Origin of the sequence: Psychrobacter sp. I-STPA10 (genome assembly GCF_021012795.1) — a bacterium.
GTDB lineage: Bacteria > Pseudomonadota > Gammaproteobacteria > Pseudomonadales > Moraxellaceae > Psychrobacter.
This window is the reverse complement of the sequence record NZ_VFYU01000016.1, coordinates 19,346-43,540: the sequence shown is the minus strand read 5'-3', so window position 1 is coordinate 43,540 and position 24,195 is coordinate 19,346. Positions and strand designations below refer to the sequence as shown.

At 38.3% G+C, this 24,195-nt stretch carries 11 protein-coding genes; 3 read left to right on the top strand and 8 right to left on the bottom strand.

Features of this window, described 5'->3' with window-relative positions; all coding sequences use genetic code 11:
- Positions 1–11: 11 nt before the first annotated feature.
- The 5 genes from FHK89_RS07980 to FHK89_RS07960 form a co-directional block, all read right to left on the bottom strand.
- Positions 12–860 (bottom strand): hypothetical protein, encoded by an 849-nt coding sequence (locus FHK89_RS07980; RefSeq protein WP_230658885.1) that lies wholly within the window; start codon positions 858–860, stop codon positions 12–14.
- 32 nt (positions 861–892) lie between these two features.
- Positions 893–6,220 carry an SdrD B-like domain-containing protein gene (locus FHK89_RS07975; RefSeq protein WP_230658883.1) on the bottom strand — a complete coding sequence of 1,776 codons (5,328 nt, stop codon included), beginning with the start codon at positions 6,218–6,220 and terminating at the stop codon, positions 893–895.
- Positions 6,221–6,346: 126 nt separating this feature from the next.
- Positions 6,347–8,227 carry an isopeptide-forming domain-containing fimbrial protein gene (locus FHK89_RS07970; protein ID WP_230658881.1) on the bottom strand — a complete coding sequence of 627 codons (1,881 nt, stop codon included), beginning with the start codon at positions 8,225–8,227 and terminating at the stop codon, positions 6,347–6,349.
- 67 nt (positions 8,228–8,294) lie between these two features.
- Positions 8,295–8,759, bottom strand: a complete 465-nt coding sequence (locus FHK89_RS07965; RefSeq protein WP_230658879.1) for a hypothetical protein — start codon at positions 8,757–8,759, stop codon at positions 8,295–8,297.
- A 481-nt stretch (positions 8,760–9,240) separates the two neighbouring features.
- A complete protein-coding gene (locus FHK89_RS07960) occupies positions 9,241–12,345 on the bottom strand; it encodes a DUF11 domain-containing protein (protein ID WP_230658876.1) in 3,105 nt (1,034 codons plus the stop codon).
- A gap of 998 nt (positions 12,346–13,343) precedes the next feature.
- Here FHK89_RS07960 and aceE point away from each other — a divergent pair.
- From aceE to FHK89_RS07945, 3 genes are all read left to right on the top strand, one after another.
- Entirely contained in the window at positions 13,344–16,160 is a 2,817-nt protein-coding gene (gene aceE / locus FHK89_RS07955; protein WP_230658874.1) for a pyruvate dehydrogenase (acetyl-transferring), homodimeric type, read from the top strand.
- A 141-nt stretch (positions 16,161–16,301) separates the two neighbouring features.
- Positions 16,302–18,044, top strand: a complete 1,743-nt coding sequence (locus FHK89_RS07950) for a 2-oxo acid dehydrogenase subunit E2 (RefSeq protein ID WP_230658872.1) — start codon at positions 16,302–16,304, stop codon at positions 18,042–18,044.
- Positions 18,045–18,296: 252 nt separating this feature from the next.
- Entirely contained in the window at positions 18,297–19,289 is a 993-nt protein-coding gene (locus FHK89_RS07945; protein WP_230658869.1) for an ion transporter, read from the top strand.
- A gap of 95 nt (positions 19,290–19,384) precedes the next feature.
- Here FHK89_RS07945 and FHK89_RS07940 read toward each other — a convergent pair whose 3' ends face one another.
- The 3 genes from FHK89_RS07940 to FHK89_RS07930 all read right to left on the bottom strand — a co-directional run bounded on the left by FHK89_RS07940 (position 19,385) and on the right by FHK89_RS07930 (position 23,924).
- Positions 19,385–20,047, bottom strand: coding sequence for a TerD family protein (locus FHK89_RS07940; RefSeq protein WP_230658867.1), 663 nt, complete (start codon positions 20,045–20,047; stop codon positions 19,385–19,387).
- A 158-nt stretch (positions 20,048–20,205) separates the two neighbouring features.
- On the bottom strand, positions 20,206–21,294 hold the full coding sequence (locus FHK89_RS07935) for a helix-turn-helix transcriptional regulator (protein ID WP_442966571.1): 1,089 nt from the start codon (positions 21,292–21,294) through the stop codon (positions 20,206–20,208).
- 68 nt (positions 21,295–21,362) lie between these two features.
- The gene (locus tag FHK89_RS07930; protein ID WP_230658865.1) at positions 21,363–23,924 is read right to left on the bottom strand and encodes an ATP-binding protein; all 2,562 of its coding nucleotides are present in this window, start codon (positions 23,922–23,924) and stop codon (positions 21,363–21,365) included.
- Positions 23,925–24,195 lie beyond the last annotated feature (271 nt).

Here is a 24,195-nt window from a genome sequence, read left to right as displayed (position 1 = left end):
GATTGACGGAATCAATGCGTTCGTATTGTAATAGAAGTTATTTGATTCTGTCTACATTGGTTGTCACCAGTATCAAGTTTATTAAATATTGGGAAGAGATCTTTATTATCACGTTGAAATTGCAGAACGTCACTTTCTGTGCGGCTATTGATAAACTTTTCTTGTGCTACATTTATCCATCTTTGCGCTGCACGAAAATGCTCATTAGAATGACGCCAACCAAACTCACAATATTCTGCGGCTGCCCATATTAGTTGTACTTCACCATAAGCAAGCTCACGAGGTGCAATCGTTATAGCACCATTTTCTTTGAGTGCCATTAAGGTAGACCATAAATCTGGACGCATGATTGCAGAGGTGGGTGGTATATTAGTGGTCAACATCAGTTGATCTGTTTTATTTTCTTTTAATAATTTTAAGATAGCAAGCCCTTCATTAAGAGCATAAGCACCTGCATTTGTTAAACTTTTTTCGCTATCTTCACTATAAGCATAAGATAACCACGCTTGTGCCTTATAAGCAAAATAAGGGGTGTTTGGATGTATTGTTGTATCCATTTGCTGATAAGGCTTAAGAGCAGTCATCATACAGTCGATATCATGACGTAGTATGCTTTCATGCTCAGGATGTTTGGTTAATGATTCAATTTTATTTGTACAGTAAGTTTGAGGATGATAGTAAGATTCAACTTGATTTAAGCGACTATTTTTGGTTGATGCATGAGTTATTGAAATATTATTAACATGAGATTCGGTTGTGCTGCCATCGTTTGCATGAACGATGGATGTTACCATAGACATTTGCGCACAAAATAAAGCTAAAAAAGCTATTCGAGAAAAAGCTGACGTTGACTGGTTCATGCGTATAATTCCTAGCAATTTTATAAGTAAGCTTATTCAGGAAGTAAGCGTTTATTGACTTTCGCATCATTGCGTTTAAATAGATTTTCATCAAACTTAAAGCGCATACGGAAATAAGCACCTTGGGCGGTGGTGTCTTCATAGGCGATGTCATCATCATTATAGCCAGCAAAGTTATAGCCTAGCGATAACCAAAGATTAGTCATTGGACTGTAGCCAACTTCTGCTCCTAGCATATAAGCAACATCATCTGCTTGATCATTCCAATAAGTACCTGCTTGTAAACCTGCATCCCATTTTTCATTGATGTCATATAATCCACGGATATAAGCAGTATGTGCTGTATTGCTATTATCACTGTTATTCGTTTTATATTGTGTATGTTTACCCGCATAGTGTCCAGATATAGTTAAAGGACGGGTAGGATGATAGTTGCCATGCCAAGACCAAATTGTGGCATCTTTTTGGTAAGGAGCAGTACCTGTTTGATTATCATCTGTACGATATTCTACTTTGGCAAGCATATCTAGTTGATTGCTATCATAGTCACGATAAGCAGCACCTAATTGGAAGCGATTCATCATACGATGACCATTGGTATAATCGACATTTGAATAAATATCTTTTGCCAATAAAGTAATATTGTCGTCGTAACGATAGGCAACGCCAGCGCTTGCTAGTAGCGTATCACTTTTTTCTCCCCAGCGTTTCTCTAAGCGTCCAGATGCTTTATAGTTTTTATTGGCTAAGTATTCAACACCAACACTAGCAGCAGTAGAGGTTTTATCTTTTTTACCTTCTAGTGACTCTATTCTTTCAATCAAGGTATTAACAGTCAGTCCTTCTTGTATATACCACTTGTTTTTAAGACCGATGGCAGCTTCTGCTTCACGTGCACTGATAGAATTACGGGTGCGGTATTCACTATAGACCTTACCATCTTTCATATAGTTAGCATCAAAGCCAATAACTGTACGGTTACGCTCACTTGTATCATCAAGCCCATAGTTGCCTGACAAGCTATTAATAAGATCATGGCGGGCATAAAAACGCCCCATATTACCCAATGCTGTCTCAGCACCTATCGACGTTGCATTACGTGAGCTATTATTAATATCTTGTTCGTATTCTGCAAAAATCTTTGAGCGATTTAATTTAGGTAGATCGACAGTCACTTTAGCAAGTAACGTAGTACCTTCTACATCTTTTGCATTGCTGTTAGTATTGTTTAATGCTGACTGATTGATGATATTATCATTAAATACAGTATTATTAGTTAGGCTGACCACTTCAGGTGCACTCTGGGTCTGTAGTGTTTGAGCTGTATTATTTTGTTTATAATAACGAGCACCAATTTCTGCTGTAATATTGTCAGTTAGTTGACGTTCGATAGACGCTTTGACGCCTTGTTGTATGGTATCTGTATTATTATCTTCAGAGCGTATGCCCTCGAGCTTAGCAGTTGTCTTACGTTTGCTATCTAATTTATAGTCGATATCAATGCCAGATTCAGTACGCCCTGCTGTAATAGGTGAGGATTGGCTAACAAAGCCAGTATCTGCTTTATTATAATAAGCTTTTGCACGTGTACGCTTTTTATCATCATAAGTTAATTCAAGGCGCATGGCATCGCCTTCAACTTTTTGATTTTTTATAGCATGGGTTTGTGTGGTATTTTTTTGCAAACCTGAATTTTCAGATTTATTTTTGGCATACTCAGCAACAAATTTTAAATTTTTATTGATTTGTATAACACTATTAACACTGGCTAATGTCTCTTCATTAAGAGGATTATCACTTTTGACATAGCTTGCACCGACTGATACAGCATCATTAATTTGTTGCTTACCAGCGATACCACCTACCCAATATTTTTCACCACCATCATCTGTTTCAACAGTCACTTGTAGATAGATGGGGTTGCCATCAAAGTCTTGGCTGGCAATGGGGTTTTTAAGATAAATACTACGACTGATGGGGTCTATCTCATAATCAGCAAAACGAGTGAGTTGTTTTTTAGAAATCACAACACCAGGGTTATCAGCATCTCTGGTGATAACTTCTACAATCTCTGAGTTTTCTAATACATTATTAAAGTTGACAGCAAGAGGGTAGGGACCAGATATACCAAGTCCCTGGGTTTCCATAACACGCTGCGTTGTATTCGTTTCGGCAGCAAAACCAACAATGCGTGTATTGTCATCTTCGTATTGAGCTTTAAATCCAGTTAAGGTGCGATTGTATTGTCCAAGTTTTAGACCTTCATCATTATCCACTTGGGTTTTGATGTCACCATACATGGCATATGAACGTCCTTTATCAAGGCGTACATATAGTTTGCTACTAGACTGAGCGTCAAAGCCTTTTGCTGAGGCATCCCCATAGACAGGGTAGTATTCACTGGGCTCAATATCACGAAATAAGCGTTCGTTACCTTTATCACTGTCATAAGATAGGGTCAGTAGGTAATCCCCACGTACCTTACCCTTTAAGAACATGGCAGCACGACCATTAGTAGAGTAATCATTATTACCAGAAAACTCTTCTAACTCTTGTTCAAATAAACCTTCGGCAGAGGATACTTTGCTACTATCAAAGCCTTTTAAAGAAATAGAGCCATCAATTATACCCACGGCTATAAGCGGACGTAGATGGGGAGTAAACTGTAACGGAATGGTTTGTTTAATATTATTTGCGGTAACAGTTAATACACCATCACCAGCGGTTGTTGGTGCTTTGATAGGAACAAGTAACTCTCCACCTGTTACTATAACTTGCGTGCCAGGTACATCTGTTGAAGTATCTTTTAAGTTTACTTGACCGATATTAGTATCAAGCGTCACCAGTGTATCACTAGGATATGGACGACCATTTTTATCTTTTAGACGGATAACGACTTGATAGATACTATTACCATCAGCACTAACCAGTTTATCTTGCTGGTGAGCCTCTATATTTTGTAAGGTATCTGGTGCAAATACTGTGATGCTTTGCTCTGAAATAACTTCACCATCAGTATTAGTAGCAACCCCTTTTAGAATATTTTTGCCAGCTTCTAGCTTAACTGCGTAATAATCATAAGCAGCCACCGATTGCTTTTTTTGCTCTGCCGTTTTACCAATTTTTTCAGCCGAGACAGGTTGTCCATTTGCATATAATGTAAATTTTGTATCTAGTGGTGCTTGTATCTGAATCAACTGAATTTTATCGATCAGTTGTTGTTGGTCAGATAAATTAATAAAGTTGACATTATTATTAGATACTTTTTTTAGATACTCTTCTAACAGGACAGGCTTAGGCGCAGTCACAAGGTTGAGAGGCATCACTTCGATACTTTGTAAATCTTGCTCTGTATCTACAATCGCATTATCACAGCTTAAACGCTGATCCAAAGAGTTATTTTGCTTACAACCACTGGCTTCTTTAAAAGTTCTATTGTCAATAGTGATGGCACGAGGTTCGATATCCAGTTGGTTACGCACTGTTTTTTCGAGGGCATCATTATTATCGCCAGTTGATTTGCTGCGTTCAATCAAGATATCTTTTAAATGTTCTGAGGTATCATCCATACCATCAACAATAGCGAAATCTGCACGATGTAATTCGCCATATTTTACATCAACAAATACGCTACTAGGATCGCCAGTATTGCGATTAGATTGTTCAATTAATTCAACATTAGCGGGTAGGGTGGTACGGTCAATTTTTAGTACGTGTGTCTTTGCATCGATGCCGTAAAAATCATATTTACCTTCGGCATCAGTAACGACAAAGTTACCGTTTTCCATATATAGACGTACACCCGCGACCCCCAACTCACCATCTTGCTTTTGTTGGATGCCATCTCGGTTAATATCATTATAAACTTTACCAACAATGATACCTTTTTCGTTAATTGCGTTGCGACTGACATCCACTTTCCATTTGGATGGACGAGAAGTAATGGTTTTTCCTGAAGTATCATTACCTGTCACAAAAGCAGTATTAATACCATCGCCAGCTAGAGCAGTTGCGCCTACTAATGCTTGGTAGGTGACCGTCTTATTTTGACCCTGAGTTAATGTACCTAATCCTAATACTTTATACTTACCTTTAGAGGAGAAGTCAGCGACAGGTTTACCATCAACACGAGCACTACCTTCAACATAGGTGAACCCACGTGGTAAGGCATCTTTTAGGTTGATATCATAAACAGTTGCGTTATTTTTACCAGTGTTGGTGATATTAATACTGTAGTTGACATAATCACCTAGTTCTGCTGCTTTGACATCGGCTGTTTTGACAACTTGTAGATTGGATTTTGGATCCATCATCTGTATTTGGGTAAAAATATTTTGCGTAATCTTTACAGGGTTGCCAGAAGGTGAAATGCAGGCATCTAGACTGGCTTTTAGCATGTCGCCATCTAGTGTTTGGATGATGTTGTCATTAATAGCGTTGGCATTAAGCTCAGTTGGTGCAGACAGACGAAAGATGCCTGTATTATTACCAGTTTCAGTTGCCTTTAACGTATAAGTATCTTTAGTTTTGGAGGATGTAATAGTGACCAGGGCTTGATCAGGTGCATTGCTGTTTATGTTACATTGAGCATAACTGGTTTGTACATAAACATCATTACCAATTTGGTCTTGCGTTTCTATTTTATTGAAAGATTTATCAGTAAACTCAATAGAAGGTGCAATGACCCTTAACTTGTCAGTGGCATGAGCAGTAATAGACTCATCTTCAATAACAACCGCACCAACCTTGATACTAGCAGTGTCATTGTTTTTAAGATTTTTGTCTGTTAATGCTTTGACAATTAGATCTATGCTTTCATTTTGACCAATCTGAATTTTATCAAAGACTTGAGGGTCACTGGCATCAATTAAGCCATTTTTATTGATGTCTTGATAAACAACAAAATTAGATAAGGTATTTGGAACCCCAAAACTTAGACGTATGGTTTCGTCAATATTGCCTGTGTTGGTAAGGGTATTAATCCATTGAACCTCAGAGCCTGCAGCAATAATTTTTAATGCAGGTTGGGTTAGTGAGACACCATATTTAGGTAAGATAGTGGTATGGACTGAAACTTGGTTTGATTGCGTAGCAAGTATTTCTGCCCCATTTTCAACATTATATACTGAGGAAGCAATATTATTGATGGCATGTGTCTTTGCACTACTATCTTGAGCTGGTGCTGCATAACTTGTATTTGATTGCATAAGCAAAATTGAGGCAGCGATGGTGGTTAAGCCGCTACAAATTTTTGCCTTGCCATGATTTGTGGTAAGGTGCTTGTGAACATTGACCGCATGTGACTCAGTTGAGAGTGCATGAGACAGATGACGTGTGAGATCTGTATGAGGAGCAGTCATAATATTGCTTATCCAATCAAATGAAATAAAGGTTTTGTCGCAATATGTATTGCGACAAAACTTAACGTAAAAATAGGTTTCATCTAAAAATAATCAGTAAATAAAGTAATTATTTACTAAATATCATTATTTATTGATAGTGACACTAAAGGTCAAGCTCGCTGCGCTACCAGCAGTAAGAGTAGCAGCATTACCAGAGACAGTAGGTGAACTATAACTGGTAGTCATACCATTACCATTTAAATCTGCATTATAAGTCACTTTACCAGTACCTGTACCAAGATTAGCAATGGTATCCGACACAGCTACATCGGTGAAGTTTTGTAGATTGGTTGGATTGGTGGTTGGTAAATGGTTGATGGCAGTAATCTTATAGAAGATACACTGACCTGGTTTTGCATCATTGATAGCATTCAGTGTGTATGCGGTGCTACTTGGTGTACTACTACATGCTGCAACAGCTTGCTCTTTTTTCAACCCTAAACCAGCAATATTAACTATATCTGTAATTGCAGGTGGTAAAGTAACGCTTGCACCAGTTGAACTGGTACGTTCAATAGCTAATTTGTATTCTTCACGTTTAACGGCTGTATTATCTGTACCCGCTACTGCGTCTGTTGCAATATTTTTTACAAAGATTTTAACACTAGCCTTTGGTGCTAACGAAACAGGTAGAGGAGTACCTGGTGTATAGGCAGCATCAGTACTTGAGTCAAATGTTCCGTTACCATTTGTATCAATATAAAACTCTTGTGTAATATTAGCGTTATCTAAGGTGGAAGTTTTTGTCAAAGTTAGTTCGTTAGTAGCAATGGTGGCTGTACCATTGTTGGTAAGTATATGTTCAAATACAGTTTCACCAGTAATGGGTAGGGTGACTTCTGTGCTATTTACGAATGTGACACTGCTATTTACTACATGAACAGTTGATGGGTTGCTATCATCATCATCGTTTCCATCTTTACTTGGTACATTTTTATCACCAGTATCAGTTGTATCTTTAATGGTTTTACCAGGTGTAGTTGTGGTATCAATCACACTTGCTTTGTTATCAAATTTTGTTTCGGTCGCAGTGGTTGGTACTAATACTTTAAATTCAACAGTGATGTCTTCTGCTGTGCTTGAACCTGTTGCTTGTGCAATATTCACACCAGAAATCTTTAATGTGTTACTGGCAGTACTAATGGTAACAGTATTGGTAATGTCTGTAGTACCACGTTTTACTATTACATTGGTAGGACTAGTGAATTCTAATCCAGTAGGTAGAGTATCGCTAATGGTAGTATCAGTGGCATCCATATTACCTGTGTTTTTAACAGCGATGGTATATTTAAATGTATCACCTTTTTGTACTGAGGTAGTGCTTACTGATTTGGTGATGGCAAATACAGGTGTAGTGGTAGTGGCTGTATCAGTATTGGTCAATGTTTTATCAGTGCCAGCAGGATATAGATCACTGGTAGCAGAGATGGTTAACTTACCTGCTTCATCAGGAATGTTGTTATTAGCCGCAGTGGCAGTGATTTTAATAGTAGCTTTATTAGCATCGCCTGGCTGTAGAGTAATTTTGTCACCATTGTTTATGGTTGTTGTGCCTGTAGGTGTGGTAACTTCGATTACAAATTTTGAGTAATCAAATTTGTCACCAGTAACATTTGCAACATCAATGGTATACTCATCATCAGTATTACCTTTGTTGGTTAAGGTATGGGTAAAGACTACTTTACCATCAGGAGTGACTGTACCCTTGTTGTCTTGTGCCAAATTAAACTGTATTTGTTTGCTGACATTAACAGTAACCGTATTTGAGGTTACTTTTGGTTGTGTTTGAGTTCCAACGTTATAAGTGGCAGTTGCTTTGTTGGTAATTGCAAATGTACTAGTACTTACTGGTGAGGTAACACCAGTACTACCACCAGAGCCAGCAGCAAAAGCAGTTCCTGTCATACCAAGGGCAGCAACAACACCCACTGCTAGTACTGAATGTTTAAAATTATTTGTTTTCATGTAAGTCTCCTAAGACTTTAAGGGTAGAGGGTTGGTTAGATTAAAAATAAATAGTTAGTTATCGATGCTATTTTATAATACCATCTAGGCTAACAGCGGCGGATTTATGTGCTGGAAGCATTTTAATGTTCCAACGCAATGACTTGTATTCTGAATAAGGGATTTTGACTAATTTTCCATTGACACGACGCATAAGAGGCATGTCTGCATAATTTTTACCATCTGTTGTGGCTTGAGCACTGGCAGGATGGGCAGCTCCAGTAAATGTCATATTTTCTGGGATAGGTACAATAATGAGTACATCATTGATTTCTTGGTCACTGACGTTACTATAGTTGGCTTTATACTGTATCACTGTACCAGTATTAGCATCACTGGCAGGTACATACTGAGTTCTGCCATCTGCCGTCTTGACTATTTTGTTAACTTCTAGTTGTAGTTGTAGTGCATCATCAGCAAAAGATGGCATGGTTGTAGACATCAATGTTGCTGCTGAGAGCAGTACAATCTTAGTAAGGCGAGATAGTTTCAACGTTTTCTCCTTGGATAATGACAAAGTAGATTGAGCAATTATCTGTATTTTCATAGTCACTTGGTAGTTGTATGAAGTGATTTGCTGCTTCTATTTATCAATTACTTATCCTATTTATATTAAAACACTTTAGGCACAAGCCTAAACTTAATAGGATTATACATCTATTAAAGTTATACTTGATAGTGGCTTTCGATGAATAGAAGATAACAAAGGATGAAATACAGTTTTAAGAATAAAAAGTGTTGATTAGATGATGTTGGTTATGGTTAGGACTGATTGTAGTAGGGAAATTATAATACTTCTATTTTTATGTGGCTATTTTTATATGGTAACAGCATGACCCTTTATCACTTTATTGCATAAGTTTTAATTGATAAAGAGGACTGTTGAGCATTCATTCTAACAGGCTAATAGCTGTTAGGAATGAATGCAAAAGGTCAATTTCTACTAAAATAAAGCTGTTCTATTAATAGAGGGGTTATTGTCCAACTTGAAATTTAGTATTAAAGAAAATAGATTTCTCTTTTGTACTTAGTGGTAAATCAAAAGAATTGGTAATAATATTGCCATTGTGATTATCTGTCACAGAATTACTGGCAAAGGTAATTCCACTGTCACTGGTAGGTGCAGGTGTTGTTAACACTAAAGTACCAGATGAGTCGTTTTCTCCTTTTTTAGGTAATGAGTCGGTAATTGAAATACTTTGTAGTCCTACATTTGCCCGATTTCTGGCTTCTATTCGATAGGCAATACATTGATTAGCACCTATATTGTCTTTACCTACAATTGGGTTTTGGCTGAACGCATCTTTAGGGTCTGCGCTGTCGTTGACTGGGACTGCTGTTAAATTTTTTGCTGAACAGTTATGAAAATGCTGGCGTTTGATCAATACCAATGCTGAGTTATTTTGTCTTACTTCACCAAAGTTGTTATTTGGATAGTTATATTGACCACTAACAATAGCTACCTCTATTTCATTTTTAGTTGTATCAACAGGGAAAACATTAGCACCATAAGTAGAGTCCTGCCATGACTGTGGCTCAATCTGCTTGATACAAACTTGACTGTGAGTTTCTACTTGTGCTGCAGGTACAGAAATTGTGTATTTACCTTTATCGGTACCATTCTCTACAAAATTTAGGGTCTGATTTGGGATATCTTGACCTTGACAATTTGTTAGTTTGGCAGTTAGTCCTGTTGCAAAGATACCTTTTTCACTAGAGTCATTATAGATGCCATTAAAGTATTCTGAATTACGTTTAAGCTCTTGTGCTTGTGATTTGTTATAGGCAGTCGCATCTACTTCAATACCACCATTGTCATTAAAGACAATACCTGAAAAAGTATAGGTCTTTTTAACTTTGGGTGTATTAGTAATGGTACATGCTATTTCATCACCATAGCTCAGTTGAGAAATAGAAAAAGATTTTCCTGTGCCATTTTGTGGTATTTGCGCTGAGCTATCTTTGGCCAAATTGCTACATTGATAGGTTGTGTTATAGTCAGTATCATTACCACCCTTAACAATAGACTCCGTAATTGTATAAGTTGTATTAGGCTTTAATTCTAAAATGCCTGATGTATTTTTTCCTGGAGCAATGCTATTATCGGTACCTTCTGTGGTAAATCCTTTAGAAAAGGTATTGTTATCTGTAATTTTGATATTAAATTGCTCAGTTGCAATACGGTTACCATTTAAAACTTTGTTGATGATGATTTTTGGTGGTGCTAAACAGAAGTAAAAGTCCGAATAGCCAATAACATGAGAAATCTTACCACGGTCTTCTTCAGTATTATTATGCTTCAAACTAAAAGGTGTGTTAGTAGGTTTGTAGCCCCATGTCGCACTAATAGGACAGCCTGTATTCTGCCCTTCGATGTCACAGTTAAGCAAAGGTTTTGCAGTAACAATATCTTGGGCTGCATTAATTGTATGGTAAGAAGGATTATGTGTTAGTTTCCCTTGACTTTCTGATACATCTACTTGCTCAATATATTGTGGAGGAGGAGTATGCCCACCATTTCCGTAACCTGTGGAGTCAAGGTCTTGAATGGTAAAGCCAAGCTGGGAGACCGGCTTGTTAATGATTGCTTGTAGTTCATGATTGGTTACTTTGCCAACAGAAGTATGTTCAATTGTTAATGCATTTCTTGTGGTTTCATCACCACCTTGTTGGTAGAAAGGTACAATGTTAGTACGCTCATATTTGTCTATTAATAGTGGAAATGCTAATGTCATTTTTACTTTATTACCATTACTGCCTGTAAACTCAAAGGTTTTATTAAGAGCACCATCAATCCAACTCAATGCCATAGAAATAGAGCCAGATGGTGCATTTTCGCCTATATAATACATTTGATGGTTTGCAGGACAACTACCAGTGGTAGTGGTAGGATTGCTAGGCTGTACAAAAGGAGATTTAACAGTGTTGGTATCTGTGTCACTGATTGTTTTAGAATTATAATCTACAGTTGCAGTATTTGTGATTTCACTACCATAATTAGCTGTTATTTTGGTTGGTACAGTAATGGCATAAGTTTGCCCTTGTGACAATGTTGGTAAAGGGAAGCCATTTTCAAGCTGGGTAATGGTTGGGGCTGTGATACAGGCATTATTTGTTATAGAGCTATCACATTGGATATTTGACTGTTTTATAAGTCCTGATACGAATGGGTCAGATAAGATAGCACCTGTAATGTCACCATTACTTTGATTTTTAACTTTAATGACATAGTCTGTAATTGAATCTTTGCTAACTTCTACAATACCATCATCTTTTTCAATTTCAAGTTTTTTCTCTTCTACACAAAATTTATTAAATTGTAGCTCAATATCTTGACTCAAAACACCTAATAAAACAGTATTTCTATAATCTAATGTAAATTTTGTAATAGGACTATCAAATGTAACTGTTGTTGCACATTTTGGAGTAAAATCGTCATTTACACCTGAAAAATTGGAGGGATTACTAGGGTTTATACACTCAATTCCCCCGTTCCCAGGACCATCTGATTCAACAGTGCCAGTGGCATTGTTTGTAGCCATGCTATTGCCAGAGTTGCTAAATTGTAATGGAACAGGAGTGTTTCCATTTTTACCGATGACAGTAATCTTGTCTCGCCAACTTGTAGACCTATAATCTATATCAGAGAGTGTGAAGCTAAGCTTGTTAACAGGTTTATTAAAATCAAAGTTAACCGTATTGCTTGCATTATTGTTACCTAGGTTTTGTACTATTGTAAAGCCAGTTTGACCATTTGAAGTGTAACTCCTTATATAATGTGGTTGTGCACCATTAGTGGTCATGTTTATTTTTAGCTGTAGGCCTAAATCAGCAATAGCATCATTAATACCTTTCACATTAATAGTCCCACCAGGCCCTGCAGATGATAGTTGTTCATAGTCAGAAGGGCTGAAGTCAGCAGCTACATATCCAGTAGGACACATTGGAGCTCTGGCTGCAGTTGTTCCTGCTGCCATTGCTCCTGTGCTTATAAGAGTTCCTGTTGCAATTATGATGGTCGTATGAATGTATTTTTTTTGTGTGACTATTGGTAAGCGAATACCTGCCAGATCATACATATCATGAGATTCCAACCTCTTTGTGCTCTGATGACGCTGTGAGGTGATGGGCTTAAGAAGCGATAGTAGACGATGTGGCAGTTTCATGCAGGTTTTCCCAGCTTTAAGAAATTACGAAATAATTATGAAAAAATATGATTATATATGAATATAAATATTGAAGTCATGGTCCATAAGGAAAAATAACTACAATTATTATTAAGTATTAATAATATAAGGTGTGTCCTTATATATAATATATATATCATTCATCCTCTTTATTTCTGATTGGTAAGATTCAAGAAATAAAAAGAGTACATCATTTACTATCAATTTCTTATCAATTCAAAAGGGACATATCGTTTCTTTGTAACTTATTGATTATGATAAGAAGTTACAATTGACAAAAAATGGAGGGTATTTTCATAATATAATATTACTCTATTGTAGCTGAGCTCTATATAATTATTAAGGAGAATGTATATAGACAGTATTAAATAGTATATGAATGGTAAAACCTTATTTTTACCAGTGAGCAACAATTAAGTAACCTTATCTTATAATTAATAAAATAATGAATTTTTATTGTATATTCACTATTTATTTACTAAATAGTATAATGTTTCTCATTTCTAATGATGGATAACAAAATTTCTGATAACCTCATATAATAGATGGTTGCTGTAGCAAGATATGCATTCATACATGATGGTTTGTGATTTTATAACCTCATAACCTCATAACCTCATAACAAAGTTACTTGATTTGTAGATGTTATATAAATAAATGATACATTTTCTACTGAAAATTAGTTTGTTTGGATGCCAAGTAAATAAAGAAGGGCAAAGTCATTACTCAGACTTAATTTTATAGCACAATGGTAATACAACTCTATATATCTACCACTATGGTGGCTTAGGATTGGTTGTTAGGTCAATGCCTATCTTGTTAATACATACTTTCAATAAAGTGACTCAATATGAGTCTAAAATGTTTTATTTGAACAATAAGGAACAACGATGAATTATTACAAGGACTCCGATAATACAGAGACCCAAGAATGGCTAGATGCGTTTGAATCTGTTATTAAACATGCAGATAAAGATCGGGCACAGTTCTTGTTAAAAGCACTGTATAACATGGCAGTACAAGAAGGATTGCCATTTAACCGTTTAGATACTGCTTATGTTAATAGTATTCCTACTGAAGATGAGCCTGCTTATCCTGGTGATCTACACATGGAGCGAAAAATCCGTGCGTTGGTACGCTATAACGCTTTGGCAATGGTAATGCGTGCTAATAAAAATGAGGATGACTTGGGTGGGCATTTGGCAACTTTTGCCTCTAGTGCTACTTTGTATGAGACGGGGTTTAACCATTTTTTCCGTGCCGCAAGTGATCACTTTGGTGGTGATATGATCTACTACCAAGGTCACTCAGCACCTGGTATTTATGCGCGCTCATATCTTGAAGGTCGCTTGACTGAGGAGCAGTTAGAAAACTTCCGTCGTGAAGTGGGTGGTAAAGGTTTATCTAGTTATCCCCATCCTTACTTAATGCCTGATTATTGGCAGTTTCCAACGGTTTCTATGGGACTGGGCCCGATTATGTCGATATATCATGCACATGTGCAGAACTATATGATTAATCGTGGTCTACTAGAAGATGAAGGGCGTAAAATTTGGGCATTCTTGGGTGATGGTGAAACCGATGAGCCAGAAAGCTTGGGTGCGATTTCATTGGCAGGGCGTGAAAAGCTAGAAAACTTAATCTGGGTAATCAACTGTAATTTGCAGCGTCTAGATGGTCCTGTACGTGGTAATGGTAAGATTATCCAAGAGCTAGAGTCGGTATTTCGTGGTGCAGGCTGGCGTGTGATTAAAGTGATTTGGGGTGGACGTTGGGATTCTTTACTTGCTAATGATGATAGTGGTGCGCTTAAGCAGCGTATGGAAGAAGTGGTAGATGGTGAGTATCAATTGTATGAAGCTCGCGATCCACAGTTTGTACGTGAGCAGTTCTTTGGTAAATATCCTGAGCTTAAAGAGGTGGGCGATAGTCTGACAGATGAAGATATCAGACGTCTAAATCGTGGAGGTCATGATCCTGTTAAGGTATATGCTGCCTTTAGTGAAGCGATGAAAACGAAGGGTCAGCCTACGGTTATTTTGGCGAAGACGGTAAAAGGTTATGGCCTATCTGAGCAAGCTCAAGCGGTAAACAAAGCCCACCAAATCAAAAAATTAGATAGAGCAGGGTTGGTGTATTTCCGTGATCGTTTTGATTTACCATTTACTGATGAGCAGTTAGATACACTACCATTTTATCGTCCTGATGAAGATTCAGCGGAGATTAAATATCTTAAAGGTCGTCGTGAGTCTTTAGGTGGTCATTTGCCAAACCGTCGTAGTGGTCATATTCCTCTACAAATTCCTGAGTTGTCTATATTTGATAGAGTACTACAAGGTAGTAAAGGCAAAGAGCAGTCGACTACCATGGTATTTGTACGTCTGCTAGCAGCCATGCTAAAAAATAAAGACATTCAAGACCGTGTTGTACCGATTGTGCCTGATGAAGCGCGTACTTTTGGTTTGGAAGGTATGTTCCGTCAGTTAGGTATTTATTCTGCCGCAGGGCAGACGTATACGCCAGAAGACAATGATGCACTGATGGGGTATAAAGAAGCCAAAGATGGACATATGCTCGAAGAGGGTATTAATGAAGCAGGAGCAATGAGTGCATGGATCGCATTAGCGACCAGCTATTCAGTCAATGCGTTGCCAATGATACCATTATATATCTACTATTCTATGTTTGGCTTCCAACGTATTGGGGATTTGGCTTGGGCAGCAGGTGATTGTCAGGCTCAAGGCTTCTTGCTTGGTGCAACCGCAGGACGTACGACCCTAAATGGTGAGGGCTTGCAGCATCAAGATGGTCATTCACATCTGTTATTTGGAACTGTACCAAACTGTGTCAGTTATGATCCTTGCTTTGGCTATGAATTGGCTGTGATTATGCATGATGGTTTGCGCCGTATGTATGGTGAAGGTGAGCGAGTTTATTACTATATTACGTTGATGAATGAAAATTATGAGCATCCTGCCATGCCAGAGGGTGTAGAAGAGGGCATCAAGCGTGGTATGTATCTGCTTGAAGACAATGGTTCTACCCAAGTGCAGTTGTTAGGCTCAGGTGTCATCTTGCGTGAAGTACAAAAAGCAGCCCAGATACTCAAAGATGAGTTTAACATTAGTGCCAATGTTTGGAGTGTCACCAGCTTTAATGAGCTCACTCGTGATGGTATGGCATGTGATGACTACAACCGCTTGCATCCGATGAATGAAGAAGAAAAAACACCATGGGTTACTGAGCAGTTAGCACCGCATGAAGGTATTGTGGTTGCAGCAACTGACTATATGCGCAATTACTCTGAGCAGATTCGTGCTTGGTTACCTGACAGTCGTCCTTATACCACCTTAGGTACAGATGGATTTGGTCGCTCTGATAGCCGTAAGCAGTTACGTAGTTTCTTTAATGTTGATGCTGCGCATATTGTGGTAGCGACACTTAAACAGCTTGCTGATGAAGGTGAGGTAGAGATGCGCTTGGTGAAAGATGCCATTTCTAGCTTTGGTATTGATGTTGATCAGCCACCAGCATGGCAGCCACAACCACATTATGATCACTTCCCTGATGCACCAGCCCCTGATAATGTCAATCCAAATCCTGTACCAGAGTTGGTAGAAGAAGAGGATGATGAGATTGATAGTGATGGTCGCAGTGAAGATCAAGCAGATGCTGCTTTGTTAAATGATGATGATGTCAAAGAATAATAAAAATTGAATGAGTTAGCTTGTGGCAATGGTGATTGTGCGTAATGTGATGTGGAACACACACCATTGCTTTTAGTGCCATTAAATATAGTTAATAAGATATGAAAGACATCATAGATAGACAAAATAAGGAATATAATTATGCAAATCAAAGCCCCAGATCTGGGTGTAGAGAGTGCTGAAGTCAGCGAAATTATGGTCAGTGTTGGTGATGTGATTGCTAAAGATGACAATATTATCTTGCTAGAGTCAGACAAAGCCTCAGTAGAAGTACCAAGCTCTGCTGCTGGTAAGGTGACCAATATCTTGGTAGCAGTGGGTGATCAAGTGAGTGAAGGTTCAGTATTGATCGAAATCAGTGCTGATGAAAGTGAAGAATCCAGTAATCAAGAGCACAGTGCTGGACAAGTAAATGATGAGCCAGCCAATACCAATATTGAACAGAGTGAGTCTGTACAAAAACAGCAATCACAAGAGCAGCAACAAGAGTCTGCTACCTCGGCGAATACTATCAATCAAGAGACGGCTGCTAAATCTACGACCTATGCTTTGCCTGATATTGGTGTTGATGAAGCAGAAGTGGCAGAAGTACTGGTTGCTGTTGGAGATGTGTTAGAAGCGGATCAGTCAATTTTGTTGATTGAATCAGATAAGGCATCGGTAGAAGTCCCTGCACCTGCTGCTGGTAAAGTAGAAAAAATCTTGATTCAAGCAGGTGATCAAGTTAAAAACGGTCAAGATTTTATTGTTATCAGTGGTGCTGCAAGTTCAGATAGCTCAGATAATATTGGTACGGATAAGGCTGAGCAACAAACAGCAGCAGAGCCAACCGCAAATCAAGATAAAGTAGAAACTGACTCTGCAAAACCAGCCAATACAGCCAGCAAACAGCCATCACAGGCTGCTTCTATATCTTCTCAGTCTAAGCTTAGCGAAGCGCAAGTGAATGAAAAACTGACAGAAGTGTATGCTGGCCCTGCGGTGCGTAAATTAGCACGGCAACTGGGTGTGGATATTACTCAAGTTTCTGGCTCAGCAGTCAATGATCGTATCATTAAAGAAGATGTGTTTGCGTATGTTAAAGAGAGTATGAAAGCTAAGGCAAGTGCACCACAAGCGGCATCTGCTGCTACTGTTGGTAGCGGGCTGCCAAATCTACCAGATATGAGTAAAGCAGATATCTGGGGAGAGCTTGAAACACAAGATCTCAGTCGCTTGCAAAAAGTATCTATTCCACAGCTAAACTATAATACTTATCTGCCACAAGTGACACAGTTTGATTTGTCTGATATTACTGAGACGGAAAAGCTACGTGGTGAGCTTAAAGGTGACTTTAAAAAGCAAGGTATTGGTTTGACCATTTTGGCATTTATTGTCAAAGCCACGGCTTATGCGCTGATGCAGCATCCGAAGTTTAATAGTCATTTAAGTGATGATAATACCCAGTTAATTATTCGTAAAACGGTGAATATGGGGATTGCAGTTGCTACTGATGATGGACTGATTGTACCAGTGATTAAAGATGCTCAAAGCAAAGGTATTAAGCAGCTTGCGATTGAAATTGGTGAGTTGGCAGCCAAAGCGCGTGATAAAAAGCTGGGTACAAAAGATTTGCAAGGTGCTAGCTTTACCATCTCATCTCAAGGTAATTTGGGTGGTACTTACTTTACGCCATTGGTTAATTGGCCTCAGGTAGGTATTTTAGGGGTATCTGAAGCCACTAAACAGCCACGCTGGAATGAGCAAAAACAAAGCTTTGAGCCACGTTTGATGTTACCCTTATCACTATCTTATGATCACCGAGTTATCAATGGTGCTGATGCGGCTGTATTTACGCGTTATTTAGCAACGTTATTGGCAGATCCTCGTCGTATTTTGTTATAAAATCTGAGATAAAATGAGTCAATCATAAGTGATGAGAGAGAAAAAGATTATCGTAAGATAATCTTTTTTTTTGCAGATGTTATAATTGCAAAATTAAGTTTGGCTACTTTGGCTGATTACAATTTATTTGTTATTATTGTCACAATTTTATTTTATTTATCCTTATTAGAATTCATTTTTATTATTTTAATATGATATGAATATTAGGGGTGAATTTTTGTTTTCTTTTTATTTTTAAACCCTGAGCGTTTTATGAGTGTGTTAAAGCCATATTATCAGTTGAGAAGAGCTGTCTATAATATATTGCAAAATGATGAGTTTGAAAATAAGCTCAGTCGTTCAGTAGATGCTTTTTTAATCATATTGATTCTGGCAAATGTGGCTGCGGTTATTTGTGAATCTGTCGATGCTTGGTATTATGCCTATCAGCAGTATTTTAAGTTATTTGAAGATTTTTCATTATTTATTTTTACGGTGGAATATTTGCTTAGAATCTGGTGCATAGTAGAAGAAAATCCTGAAGATTATAGCTGGAAAGAAAATTGGCAGCAGCGGTGGGAGTGGATAAAAAGTCCAGGCGCACTGATTGATTTTATCGCCATTGCTCCAGCGTTTATTAACTTCTTTGTCAATATTGATTTGCGTTTCTTACGTATTTTACGTTTATTCCGCCTATTAAAATTGACCCGTTATTTTGTTGCCATGCGTATTTTGTTGGTGGTAATTAGTAAGGAGAAAGATTCTTTTAAAGCGGTTTTATTTATTTTAATCATTATGATTGTGACGGCTGCCAGTGGTATTTATCTGGTGGAAAATCAGGCTCAACCTGAAGAGTTTGAGTCGATTCCAAAGTCAATGTGGTGGGCAGTGGTGACGCTGACAACGGTGGGTTATGGTGATGTTATTCCTGTGACCACGGCAGGTAAAATATTGGGGGCAGTCATTACTATTTTGGGTGTGGGTTTGGCAGCCCTGCCAGCAGGTATTTTGGCATCTGGTTTGGCTTCTGAGCTTGAGCAGCGTCGAGAGGAGCTTGAGCATCGTTTTAAAGAGCTGCTGCTCAATGAAAATATGGACTTAACGCAAAATACGCTAAAAATTGATGCATTAAGGCGTGAAGTTGGATTAAATAAGGAGGAGGCTCGTGAAATTGTGACGCAAGTGCTGCGAGAGCAAGAGTATGAAAATAAAGTCAAAGAGCTGGAGAAAAAATGTTATTGTCCTCATTGTGGTGAAAAGCTTTAGCTGACAAAAGTTTAGGTAGGTGATTAAAAGCCACATTGTTCATAGACTAATGTGGCTTTTATTATTTAATTGCAGCAAAACTAGCTGGGTGCAAATTAATTTGGTACAAAGCTTCTTAGCAGTTCATTACGAATTTCTTCTGCAATTTTTGGAATACTGTGATGTTGTAGTGCTAGTTTGTGCATGGTGACGCGCCATTCTCCAAGCTCACGGCTTAATCCTGCATACCATAAGGCATTGCATGTTTCAGGTAGTATGGTCAAGTCTTGTAAATCAATGACGTTATTTTCATCATCTGTGAGTTTTATTGAACCATGTGATAAAGCTGGCAATGGTTGACCATAATAAGAGGTTACAATTAAGGCTAAATGATGAGCATCAGGGTTAAGTTTTGTCAGATGTAGTTCAATTTTTTCTAGGTCAATATTATGATCAAGCTCAGGTATGCTGCCACGATCTTTGCCATTTAAGCTATCTCCATTATGGCGAATGGCTTGTGATTTGTCGCGTAATTGTTTAAACCAGACTTGATCAATGAGCGTGCAGTTATGGTCAAAAATTAGACAAGACAAATCTATATCAATATATTGTTTGGTGCCTTTTATGCGACTAATAAAACCAGACTTGGCAACCTGAGTAGGTCGAAAGTTCGTACCAAATGATAAGTTTGCACGATTGATGTTCAGATCACTTAATAGCCAAGTCAGTGGTATGTCATGTATGGTTGTTGTTGGATTAGCAGCGGTGGTTTCAGACATAAAGAGCCCGTCATATCAATGGTGTCAAAATAAGGTTAAGTTCAATAATAAAGTTAAGCAATACAAAAAAAGATAAGTACAAATTCTTTTTGTATTTGAGCAGATGATTATAAGTAAAAAATTTGGCGTCTGTATATTGAATAGATGTAACCTAGTTGCTAATTTTGGTTGACTGCTTGCGCCAAAATTTCAGGTTGTATCTGTTGTAGTCCTTGACCAAATCCACGTAGCCACCAAACAAGCTGAGAGGTGAGGTTAACCGTGGCGGTGACAGTCAATGTATTATTGTCTTCATCTTCATAGACTTGTTGATCTTCACTAAGGCGGCTTTCTGTTAGACTTTTGCCCGCCTGCCCATTAAATACTAAGGTAATGGGTGTGTTTTTACCATGTTGTGGTAAATCTTGAAATAGAGGGTCTACAAATCCCATGCCTCCCGAGTTTATGTAACTTTCAAGCTCAAAGTCTGCTGGTAAGATGGCGGCTTCGTCTTCTACGGATACCATGGTAAAGCGATGTAGAGCAAAGGTACGAATGGTGGCATCATTGTCATCAGCTCGTGTGGCAAGCAAATAGATGATGACACCTCGTTGTACGATGGCAAGTGGGTTGAGCAGATAGTCGCTGGGTTCATCTTTATTGCGGCGGGTGTATTGTGCGGTGATTTGTTTTTGATGGAATAATGCTTCGTAGATGGCATCTTTGCAATCGATGTCGATAGCAGGTGCAATCAGGGGTTGCGTGGCAGGCTCTATACGCACTCTATCGAGCCATGTATGAGCCACTTTGCTGTCTTTTAGTTGGCGACGTGCAAGGTCAAACCATGGGAATAATTCATCTAAAATTGCTGGGGGTAGCAGTTGTGCTAAGTTTGCCTCTACCATATTAAAGGCGACGGCTTGTGATAAGTTCATGTGTGGTAGGCTTTGGATAGGGGCATCGTCTTTCCAGCGCCAGCCTTGAGGATTGGCATTGTTTTTTTCAATTGGAAAGCGTTCTGCCAAGGCATTCAGGTCCCGCTGAACGGTTCTCAAACTGGTGTCAAATCCTGCCATCATTAGTTGCTCATGCAGATGTGCTGTGCCAAGCCAGCGTCCACGCTCTAACTGTGATAGTAGCTGCCATTGTCGGGCGGTGGTGGCGGTGCTGTTATCTTTAGATGTCTCATTTTTTGTAGATTTGGCAGCCATATTTTTTTTGTCTTTGCAGGCTTTTGTACTGGTTTTTTTTGGGTTAGTTGTATTCATAATTAGATTGTCTTTTAAAGTGAACAGTAGGCAGTATCTTATTTTAATATAAATTAATACTGATGATACTAGGTTTTGTTCGTTTTTTTGCACTTGTTTTTTTGTTTTTGCTGATCTGCTTCGTCTTCTTCTAGCATTTCTTTGTCAATATCCTTATCCATCTCCCACATTTGCAGTCGTTTTAAGATACGTCCAAACAAAGTGGATTTATGATAGCGATTTTTTTTATTCATTTTATCTATGGGTAGATCTGTCAAGATACTTAAGGCTTCACTGAGGGTGTTGACCGCATATAAATGAAATTGACCAGTAGCAATGGCTTGCACAATATCATCTCGTAGCATGAGTTGCTGAGTATTGGCAGCAGGCATGATAACCCCTTGCGTACCTGTCAAGCCTTGCTGCATACAAACATCATAAAACCCAGCAATCTTGGCATTGATACCGCCAACGGCTTGTACTTCACCAAGTTGATTCATTGACCCTGTAATGGCATAAGATTGATGAATTGGTGTATTGGCTAGGGCTGATAATAATGCACAGGCTTCTGCTAAGGTTGCACTATCGCCATCAATCTGCGCGTAACTTTGCTCAAAAGCAAGTGAGGCAGTAAAATTTAAACCATGAAATGGGCTAAATAAGGCACGCAAATAGCTGTTCATAATCAACATGCCTTTGGCGTGTAGGCTGCCACCTAGTTCGACATCACGTTCAATGTCCAAAATATCACCTGTACCAATGTTATGTTGTACCACCGCTGTCAGCCGAGCGGGTATGCCAAACTCACTGTCTGCATAATTGATGATGGTTAAGGCATTGATTTGTCCAATGGCATCACCATGAGTACTAATGAGCTGCTGTCCATCGGTCAATTCCTGCCAATATAATGACTTAAGATATCCTGAGCGTTCGGTTATGTCATTAATGGCTTGCTGAACGTGTCTACCATGTACTTGTATGCACTGCTCAAGTTTGGCATGACGGTTGGATTCAAGTAATAATTGCAGCAGTCGATCGCTATGTAAACTAAATTTTTGCTGACTTTCTGCTTGTAGCCCTAAATCATCTAGCAAAGCTGCCAAGGCACTGCAATGAAATGGCAGTAATTGGTGACTTTGTATCATCGCTGCTATTTTATGGCTGATGGCAAGCTCACTATTATGATGCCGATTGACTTCATCTGCAAAATCAGCACGTATTTTAAATAACCGATCAAACTCTGGATCAAGTTGCAATAGTTGATCATATAGATCCGAATCACCCAACAAAATTACTTTGACATTAAGTGGTATTGGTTGTGGGGTCAAAGTTGCACTCAAAGATAAGCTACCCATTAATGTTGGATTTTGCTCTATGTTAGAGAAAGTTAATTGTTGTGATTGCAATGTCCGCTTTAACCCTTGCCATGCATTATCATGTTTTAATAAATGGTTGGCTGCTAAAATCAGATAACCTCCATTGGCATGGTGCAGTGAGCCTGCTTGTATCATGCCAGCATCACTATACACACTGCCTTTTTGTGTCATTTTTGCGACATAACCCAATAGATTTAGCTGAGTAGGAAAGTCTTCAAATACCAGCGGTGCGCCTGACTGCGGTGTATGGGTAACTAACATATGAAAGCCATAGCGGCTAGGGATAAGCTGCATGGCATGGCTAATAAAAGCGTCATTATCTTCATCAATAATATGATGGACATTTGCCATCATATCTTGCTGTATGTGATCTAATTGTGCAAATACAGCAACCAATGACAGCCTGTTGTCGATATTCTCTAAACTGTCTAAATCATATCGTTTATCTAAGTTGTTTGAGTTACCTAAGTTGTTTGAGTCTAACGACTTTATGCCACTCAATAAATCACCTGAGTTTAAATCATCTGATTTTTTACTATTGACTGATTTTGTATTAATTGCTTTGGTATCAATAATGGCTTGTTGCTGCCAAAGTTGTATCAACTGCTGCTTAAGCTGCTGAAAAAGTGGGGTAAGGCAATGCTTAGCCAAGGTGTGATGCAAGTCATCAATGCGGTCATTGAGTATGTCTTCTAGACATGCGAAATCTTCTAAATTTTCTAAGCTTTTTGTGGTAGTGACCGTCTTATTTTTGATGTTTTTTATTTGTTGTTGATAATAATCACTGTTAAATTTTTGTTGCAGGCGTTTTTTGCTGTGATGCCATAGGGATTGCATGTGTTGTTCAAGCTGTGGTGCAAGTCCAGTAGGCAGCGTCAATGCAATGGGTTGACATGGATTTTTAAAGTTGTGTACATATATCCAGTCATTTGCAGTGGGTTGTTGCTTTGCATCTTGGCTTAGTTTTTTGTGGATTAGGCTGTGTATGTTTAAGCCAGTCTCACCTGTGGCAAATATATGATAGCCATGAGCATGGATATCTAATGCGGTATCAATGGCAGTAAATGCACGCTGTTGCCCAAATTCTAGATAGTTAGTATTTTCTAAGTCGATGAGTTCATCGGTTGATTCTGGTAGGGTAGAGGGATTGGTGTAGCATTTAGCATGGCTGGCGTGAAGCTGGCAAGTGGCTTTGATGTGGGCGGCGGTTTTTTTTTGCGTGTGAGATGTCATTTTATTGGCTTGGGTTGAGGATTTTAAATGAGTTTTTGGCATGGATTTGGCTAAAGGTTATTTTATTTATAGGATTTATATGGGTTGTGTGTATTGATAAGAATATTAATGATGTATTGAAGAATTGAAGATATGCTTATATCTGAACGCTTAATAGTGAAATTATATACAAATGACTATATAATGGCAGCCTTTATTATTGACTCACTTATTTTATGTGGGTTATGTACTTATTAATCAAATGTATTAGGGTCTGTTGAACTTTCACCACGTTAGACTAATATTTGCAAGGGATACAGCTACTTTTTACTTT

Bases quoted from the DNA above. Each gene is read 5' to 3' on its own strand.
- FHK89_RS07980 (WP_230658885.1), bottom strand. From the start codon at position 860: ATGAACCAGTCAACGTCAGCTTTTTCTCGAATAGCTTTTTTAGCTTTA.
- FHK89_RS07975 (WP_230658883.1), bottom strand. From the start codon at position 6,220: ATGACTGCTCCTCATACAGATCTCACACGTCATCTGTCTCATGCACTC.
- FHK89_RS07970 (WP_230658881.1), bottom strand. From the start codon at position 8,227: ATGAAAACAAATAATTTTAAACATTCAGTACTAGCAGTGGGTGTTGTT.
- FHK89_RS07960 (WP_230658876.1), bottom strand. From the start codon at position 12,345: ATGTATGATCTGGCAGGTATTCGCTTACCAATAGTCACACAAAAAAAA.
- aceE (WP_230658874.1), top strand. From the start codon at position 13,344: ATGAATTATTACAAGGACTCCGATAATACAGAGACCCAAGAATGGCTA.
- FHK89_RS07950 (WP_230658872.1), top strand. From the start codon at position 16,302: ATGCAAATCAAAGCCCCAGATCTGGGTGTAGAGAGTGCTGAAGTCAGC.
- FHK89_RS07945 (WP_230658869.1), top strand. From the start codon at position 18,297: ATGAGTGTGTTAAAGCCATATTATCAGTTGAGAAGAGCTGTCTATAAT.
- FHK89_RS07940 (WP_230658867.1), bottom strand. From the start codon at position 20,047: ATGTCTGAAACCACCGCTGCTAATCCAACAACAACCATACATGACATA.
- FHK89_RS07935 (WP_442966571.1), bottom strand. From the start codon at position 21,294: ATGAATACAACTAACCCAAAAAAAACCAGTACAAAAGCCTGCAAAGAC.
- FHK89_RS07930 (WP_230658865.1), bottom strand. From the start codon at position 23,924: ATGCCAAAAACTCATTTAAAATCCTCAACCCAAGCCAATAAAATGACA.